The sequence below is a fragment of the Lutibacter sp. genome, assembly GCF_040883305.1.
Classification (GTDB): domain Bacteria; phylum Bacteroidota; class Bacteroidia; order Flavobacteriales; family Flavobacteriaceae; genus Lutibacter.
Window position 1 is genome coordinate 1 of record NZ_JBFLKT010000040.1, and the last position, 7,455, is coordinate 7,455.

General features: G+C 30.4%; 7 protein-coding genes. 3 read left to right on the plus strand and 4 right to left on the minus strand.

Annotation, left to right across the window (positions count from 1 at the left end; genetic code table 11):
- A partial coding sequence (locus tag AB1Z17_RS01255) for a Crp/Fnr family transcriptional regulator (RefSeq protein WP_368049973.1) occupies positions 1–185 on the plus strand: 185 nt, incomplete at its 5' end.
- Between the two features lie 101 nt (positions 186–286).
- On the opposite strand, the gene AB1Z17_RS01260 is transcribed toward AB1Z17_RS01255, so the two are convergent.
- The 3 genes from AB1Z17_RS01260 to AB1Z17_RS01270 all read right to left on the minus strand — a co-directional run bounded on the left by AB1Z17_RS01260 (position 287) and on the right by AB1Z17_RS01270 (position 4,965).
- Positions 287–1,531, minus strand: a complete 1,245-nt coding sequence (locus AB1Z17_RS01260; RefSeq protein WP_368049974.1) for an aminotransferase class I/II-fold pyridoxal phosphate-dependent enzyme — start codon at positions 1,529–1,531, stop codon at positions 287–289.
- Positions 1,532–1,778: 247 nt separating this feature from the next.
- Entirely contained in the window at positions 1,779–2,816 is a 1,038-nt protein-coding gene (locus tag AB1Z17_RS01265; RefSeq protein WP_368049975.1) for a PLP-dependent cysteine synthase family protein, read from the minus strand.
- An 88-nt stretch (positions 2,817–2,904) separates the two neighbouring features.
- Positions 2,905–4,965, minus strand: a complete 2,061-nt coding sequence (locus tag AB1Z17_RS01270) for a S9 family peptidase (RefSeq protein ID WP_368049976.1) — start codon at positions 4,963–4,965, stop codon at positions 2,905–2,907.
- Positions 4,966–5,033: 68 nt separating this feature from the next.
- Here AB1Z17_RS01270 and AB1Z17_RS01275 point away from each other — a divergent pair, with 68 nt between their 5' ends.
- Positions 5,034–5,354, plus strand: coding sequence for a YbaB/EbfC family nucleoid-associated protein (locus AB1Z17_RS01275; RefSeq protein WP_368049977.1), 321 nt, complete (start codon positions 5,034–5,036; stop codon positions 5,352–5,354).
- 39 nt (positions 5,355–5,393) lie between these two features.
- On the opposite strand, the gene AB1Z17_RS01280 is transcribed toward AB1Z17_RS01275, so the two are convergent.
- Positions 5,394–6,821, minus strand: coding sequence for an ATP-dependent RecD-like DNA helicase (locus AB1Z17_RS01280; RefSeq protein WP_368049978.1), 1,428 nt, complete (start codon positions 6,819–6,821; stop codon positions 5,394–5,396).
- Between the two features lie 104 nt (positions 6,822–6,925).
- On the opposite strand from AB1Z17_RS01280, the gene AB1Z17_RS01285 reads away from it, so the two are divergent.
- A partial coding sequence (locus AB1Z17_RS01285; RefSeq protein WP_368049979.1) for a hypothetical protein occupies positions 6,926–7,455 on the plus strand: 530 nt, incomplete at its 3' end.

Consider the following 7,455-nt stretch of genomic DNA (forward strand, 5'->3'; position numbering starts at 1 on the left):
ATAATGAAGATTTTATCGATGTTATTTTAACAAGAGAAGAAATTGCAAATACGATTGGAACTGCTACCGAATCGGCTATTAGATTGCTTTCTAATCTAAAAAAAGATGGTGTAATAGACTTACATGGAAAGCGCATTAAAATTTCTAATAAAAGTGCATTAAAAAATATTTCTGAAGGGTATTAATTCTAATAATTATTATTCAAATAAAAAACAGTCTAAAAATTAAAATTTTTAGACTGTTTTTTTTTTAGCTGCTCTTTATTCTATTTTCTATGCGCTATTTTTTAAATCATTGATGCTGCAATACGCTTATAAATACCTTTTTCAAGTTTTTCACGAATTGCAGAGAATGATTCAATAGTTATCTTTACATCTTCTAATGTATGTGTTGTTGTTGGAATTAACCTAAGAATAATTAATCCTTTTGGAATTACTGGATACACAACAATTGAACAAAAAATTGCATAATTTTCTCTTAAATCATTTACCATTGCCATAGCTTCTGGAATATCACCTTCTAAAAATACGGGAGTAACACAAGTATTTGTTTTACCAATATTAAAACCATTTTCTTTTAATCCATTTTGAAGTGCGTTTACATTTTCCCATAGTTTCTCTTTTAACTCGGGCATAGTACGTAACATATCTAAACGTTTTAACGCTCCTTTTACCATTGGCATAGGCAATGATTTTGCGAACATTTGAGAACGCATATTGTACTGTAAATATTGAATAATATCTTTATCCGCAGCGAAAAAAGCTCCAATTCCTGCCATTGATTTCGCAAAAGTTGCAAAATATACATCTATCCCATCTTGGACTCCTTGCTCAAAACCTGCTCCTTTACCACCATCTCCTAAAGTTCCAAAACCGTGCGCGTCATCTACAAGAAATCTGAAATTGTACTTTTCTTTTAAAGCAACAATTTCTTTTAATTTACCTTGTTCTCCACGCATTCCAAAAACACCTTCAGAAATTACTAGAATTCCTCCGTTATTTTCTTCAGCAATTTTAGTAGCACGTTGTAAGTTTTTTTCTAAACTTTCAATATCATTGTGTTTATAAGTATAACGTTTACCGTGGTGCAGTCTAACACCATCAATTATACATGCGTGAGAATCGATATCATATACAATAACATCGTGTTTGGTTACAAGTGCATCAATTGCAGAAACCATTCCTTGATAACCAAAGTTTACTAAGTAAGCAGCTTCTTTATCTACAAAGGCAGCACATTCTTCTTCTAGTTGTTCATGAAATTTTGTATGTCCAGACATCATTCTGGCTCCCATTGGGTAGGCCATTCCGTATTCTGCAGCTGCTTCAGCATCTGCTTTTCTAACTTCTGGATGATTTGCCAAGCCTAAATAATCGTTTATACTCCAAGTGATTACTTCCTTTCCATTAAATTTCATTCTATTAGAAATTTCACCTTCTAACTTTGGAAAAACGTAGTAACCTTCGGCTTGTTTAGCCCATTTACCTAAAGGTCCTTTATCTTTAACTATTCTTTCAAATAAATCTTTCATGTGTCTATATTATTATTTTTAACGGTCACCCTGAAGCTTCAGGAATGTTTGCTTTTTATAATTACATTGAATAAAAAGCTTTTAAACATGCTCGTTTCATATATCTTATTTTGCAAAGAATGCAATATTACATTTATATTTAACGGTGCAAAGTACGGTATTTTTTTTGTGCTAATCAAATGTTAATATTACAAAAAAAGAGGCTAAAAATAAATTTTAAAGCCTCTTTTTTTGTTTTCAGAATCTTTTATTTAATAAATTCAACCTCTTGATGTGCGTGTTTCTGGGAATCAAAAAATCCTTGTTCCTTCATCCACTCATCACAATATATTTTTTCCATATAGCGAGATCCATGGTCAGGCAATATCAAAACTACTTTAGAATCCTCATCAAACATACCTTTTTCGGCATATTGCAAAGTAGCTTGGATAATAGCACCACTTGTATAACCTGTAAACAACCCTTCAGTTACAGCTAATTCTCTGGCTCTATGAGCTGCAGCCTCATCTGTTACTTTTTCAAAAACATCTATTACTTCAAAGTCAGTTGCCGTTGGAATTAAGTTTTTACCTAAACCTTCAATTCTATATGGATATATTTCTTTTTTATCGAATTCTCCTGTTTCATGAAATTTTTTCAATATTGATCCAAAAGCATCAACTCCTAAAGTTTTAATTTTTGGATTTTGTTCTTTTAAATATTTCGAAACTCCAGATATTGTACCACCGGTGCCACTTGCGGCAATTAAATGTGTGATTTCACCTTTGGTTTGTTGCCAAATTTCTGGCCCCGTAGAATTGTAATGTGCTTCAGTATTTAAATGATTAAAATACTGATTAATATATACTGAATTTGCGGTTTCGGCATGTAATCTTTTAGCGACTTCATAATAAGACCTTGGATCATCTGCATTTACATGAGCTGGACAAACATATACTTTTGCACCCATTGCTTTTAACATGTTAATTTTACCAGGTGCTGCTTTAGATGTTACTGCCAATATACATTTATAACCTTTTATAATACTTACTAAGGCCATACTAAATCCGGTATTACCAGATGTAGTTTCAATTACAGTACTGCCTTCTTTTAAGATACCTTGCTTTTCAGCTTCTTCTATAATATGTAAAGCAATTCTATCTTTCATTGAATGCCCTGGATTAAAGCCTTCGTATTTTGCGTAATAGTTTCCTGGAAGATCTTTTGTAATTGTGTTAAGTCTAATTAAAGGAGTTTCGCCTATAAGTTCTAGAATATTGTTACTTATACCTTTATTTTGTGTCATTTTAAATAGTTTAATTAAAATATCAAAACTTAAAATTAAAAATTTTGATTAATTATCTACAGTATGCAAATTTAATATTTTTTTTTAATTATTGTGTAACTTCCAAATCAATAATAAAACTATAGTCTCTTGCAATCTCTTTTAAGGCATCAAACCTGCCGGAAGCCCCACCGTGTCCGGCTTCCATATCTGTATGTAACACTAGCAAATTATTGTCCGTTTTTAAATCTCGCAATTTAGCTACCCATTTTGCTGGCTCAAAATACTGTACTTGAGAGTCATGAAGCCCTGTTGTTACCAAAATGTTCGGATAATTTTTACGTTTAACATTATCGTAAGGTGAATATGATTTCATATAATCATAAAATTCTTTTTCATTTGGATTCCCCCATTCATCATATTCCCCAGTTGTTAGTGGAATGCTATCATCTAACATAGTTGTAACTACATCTACAAAAGGAACTGAAGCAACTATCCCTTTAAATAACTCAGGATTTAAATTTATTACTGCTCCCATTAATAAACCACCCGCAGATCCTCCACTTGCATATAAATGTTTTGCTGAAGTATATTTTTTATCAATTAAAAATTTGGCACAATCAATAAAATCATAAAAAGTATTTAATTTGTTTAATAACTTTCCATTTTCATACCAATTTCTACCTAAATACTCGCTTCCCCTTACATGGGCAATTGCAAAAATAAAACCTCTGTCTAACAAACTTAATCGTGTAGAACTAAAACCTGCATCTATTGTATGCCCATAAGATCCATAGCCATATAAAAGTAATGGTGTCTCCTTACAAATTTCAGTGCTTTTTTTATACACTAAAGAGATTGCTACTTTTGTTCCATCTTTAGCAGTTGCCCACAAACGTTCACTTTTATAATTATTTTTATCAAATTCACCTCCTAAAACCTGTTGTTCTTTTTTAACATCTTTGGTTTTATCATCTACATTAAAATCTATTACAGAACTTGGAGTTGTCATAGAATTATAGCCATAACGAATTACATTTGTATCAAATTCTGGATTGTAATAAACTCCCGCCGAGTAGGTTTCTTCTTCAAAAGGAAGGTAAAAATCTTCCGAATTATCCCAACGTATAATTCTTATTTTATTTAATCCGTTACTGCGTTCTTCAACAACTAAAAAATCTTTAAATATAGATATGTCTTCTAATAAAACATCTGCTCTGTGGGGAATAACATCTTCCCAATTTTCTTTTGATGTTTCCTTACTTGACGTTTTCATCAACTTAAAATTAGTAGCATTATCTTTATTGGTTAACACATAAAAATTATGATCATAATGCGCTATATTATATTCTAGATCGCGTTCTCTAGCTTGAAATACTCTAAAATTACCTGTTGGATTATCAGCTTCTAATATTCTATATTCGGTTGAAATTGAACTATGTGAACCAATAATTAGGTATTTATCAGATTTTGTTCTGTAAACATATGTGCTATATGCTTCTTCATTTTCATAAAACACTTCTACGTCTAAAGATGGGTCTGTTCCTAAAATATGACGAAATATCTTTTCACTTCTTAATGTGGTAGGATTTTTTTGGGTATAAAAAACTGTTTTATTGTCTGTAGCCCAAGCTGCCCCACCTGATGTGTTATAAATTTTTTCAGGAAATAACTCCCCCGTTTTTAAATCTTTAAACTGTAATGTGTAATCTCTTCTACCAACAGTATCTACACCAAAAGCAGCATATTTATTGTTTGGACTTATTGATAACCCAGAAAGTTTGTAGAAATTATGACCTTCGGCCAACTTATTCACTTCAAACATTATTTCTTCAACAGCTTCTAACGACTCTTTTTTACGAGAATAAATTGGATATTGTTTTCCAGTTTCGAAACGTGTTGTGTAATAATAATTATTCTTTTTGTAAGGAACGGACTCATCATCTTCCTTAATTCGAGATTTCATTTCTTCAAATAAATCTTCTTGAAATGTTTTTGTATGAGCCGTTTTAGCCTCATAATAATTATTCTCGGCATTTAAATAGTCTATTACTTTTGGGTTTTCTTTTTGATTCAACCAATAATAATTATCTATTCTAACATCATTATGAATTGTTAATTTCTTTTCAATCTTTTCTGCAATTGGAGCAGAAATTTTATTTTCAGACATTTTAATCTTTTTTACTAATTCGCAAAAATACTATATTTGCGCTTGTAACTTGTTAAAATTAAAATAAAATGTTTGGAGATTTATCTGGTATGATGGGAAAACTTAAAGAAGCACAGGAAAAAATTGAAGCTACTAAAGTTAGATTAAATACTATTTTTATTGATGGTGAAGCTGGAAACGGTAAAGTTAAAGTCACTGTTACAGCAAATAGATTGATTAAAAATATATCAATTTCCGATGAATTAACAGACAAAGAAGAAATTGAAGACTATTTGTTACTGGCTTTAAATAAAGCCTTGGAAAAAGCCCATTCAATTAGTGAAACAGAACTGGCTGCGGCAGCAAAAGATGGGATGCCAAATATTCCTGGAATGGATATGTTTAAATAGTACTTTGGTATTTAAAAATTGATGTTGAATACCAACTATTTATTCAATAAAAAAAGCATCTTCAAAACCTATTAAATAGACCTTTTCTTCTGCTCTAGTTACTGCTGTATATAACCAACGTAAATACTCAACACTTTGTCCATCAGGTAAATATGGTTGTTCAACAAAAACAGTTTTCCATTGTCCACCTTGCGATTTATGACACGTAACTGCATAGGAGAATTTTACTTGTAAGGCATTAAAATATTTACTGTTTTTTACACCTAATAGTTGTTTGTATTTGGATTTTTCGTGGGCAAAATCTTTGCCAACTTCGTGATATAACTTATTAGATTCCTCATAAGATAAGGATGGTGTTTCAGAAGTTAAAGTATCTAATAATAAAACTGTATCGAAAGGTTTTTGATTCGGATAATCAATCATTCTAACTTTAACTTCAGCAAATCTAAATCCGTACAATTCTTTGGTATTGTAAATTTGTAAAATTTCACAAATATCACCATTTGCAATAAAACCAGCCTCGCTAGAATCTTTTAACCAGAAATAATTATTTTTTACAATCATTACAAAATCTCCAGTAGAAATTTCGTTCTCTTGACCTCTAATTTTACTTCTAATTTGTTCATTGTATTGGTTAGCACGTTTGTTAGATCGCACAATAAATGCAGTATCTTCAACTCCAATATTGTCATAAGCATTATTAATTGCATCTTCAATATCGTAACCATCTATTAATCTTATTAAATCTGGAAAACCCAATTTAAATTGAAACGTTTCATGCCCATTGTTTGCAATAATAAGACGTAATTCTGTTGCATTAATTAAAATTCCAGAATCCTTATGTTGACGCATTACCTCATTTAATTCAATTTCAGTAATTTCTTTATCGTAATTTAGTGCTAATTTTTGAGCATCTAATGCAGGACTTATGTCTAATTTAACAGGCGGTAATTGTGCGGTATCACCAATAAAAATAATTTTGCATTGCATCCCAGAATATACAAATGAAATTAAATCGTCCAACAAGGAGCCTTTTTCAAATAATTTACCATTAGTTGGACTATCCGGAATCATTGATGCTTCATCAATAATAAAAATGGTATTGGTGTGTTTATTTGTTTGCAATGTGAAATCAACTCCTCCACCTCTATTCTTTTTAGGAAAATAAATTTTTTTATGAATTGTAAATGCTTGTCTATTAGAATATCCTGAAATTACTTTAGCTGCTCTTCCTGTTGGTGCTAGCAAAACTGCTTTTTTTCCAACTTTCCATAAATTATTAACAACGGTACTAATTGTGGTGGTTTTTCCAGTACCTGCATATCCTTTAATAAGAAATAAAGATTCCTTGTTGGTGTCAAAAATAAAATTAGACAAGTGATTTAATAAAATATTTTGTGAGTTAGTTGGTTCAAATGGAAACTTTTCAAGTAGTTTTTTGTAAAACTCAGTTGGTGTTTTAATCATATTTGTAATAAAATTCAAATATACAAATTGATTTTACCTTAAAAGTTTTTCTCATTAAAAAAAATTTGTAGATTTGCCTACACACATTAAAAAAGAAAATTCAAATGACAACAATTTTGATTATCCTTGCGGGTATTTTGGTTACAGGGCTTTTAGCGTATGCAATTGTTAATTATATTCCAAGAAAATTACATTGGATAGTTTCAATAGTACTTATTGGACTTGCAGCTCTTTTAGTTTATAAAATTAACTTTGAAATTAGAAAACCTATTAAATTTAATAAAGAGAAAAAAGTAAGGTATGCGAAAGTTATTAATAACCTAAAAATTATACGTGATGCAGAAATTGCTCATAAAAAAGTTACTGGAACCTATACTGCTAATGGTGAAGATCTTATAAAATTTATTGATACGGCTAAGTTTGCATTAACACAAACTAGAAACGTGCCAAAAACTATAAATGTTGGAGGTGGTATTACAAAGGAAATTGAAGAAAGAGTTGTTGATACAATTGGATACGAAGATGTTAGAACCCAATTTGCTGGAACAAATTATAAAAACATGTTGCAAATTCCAGGTACAGATCAAAAATTTAAAATTGAAATTGGTTTTATTGAAAAAATAGCTGGTTTAAA

Excerpts from the sequence above, each read along its gene's own strand:
- AB1Z17_RS01260 (WP_368049974.1), bottom strand. The coding sequence starts at position 1,531 with ATGAAAGATTTATTTGAAAGAATAGTTAAAGATAAAGGACCTTTAGGT.
- AB1Z17_RS01265 (WP_368049975.1), bottom strand. The coding sequence starts at position 2,816 with ATGACACAAAATAAAGGTATAAGTAACAATATTCTAGAACTTATAGGC.
- AB1Z17_RS01270 (WP_368049976.1), bottom strand. The coding sequence starts at position 4,965 with ATGTCTGAAAATAAAATTTCTGCTCCAATTGCAGAAAAGATTGAAAAG.
- AB1Z17_RS01275 (WP_368049977.1), top strand. The coding sequence starts at position 5,034 with ATGTTTGGAGATTTATCTGGTATGATGGGAAAACTTAAAGAAGCACAG.
- AB1Z17_RS01280 (WP_368049978.1), bottom strand. The coding sequence starts at position 6,821 with ATGATTAAAACACCAACTGAGTTTTACAAAAAACTACTTGAAAAGTTT.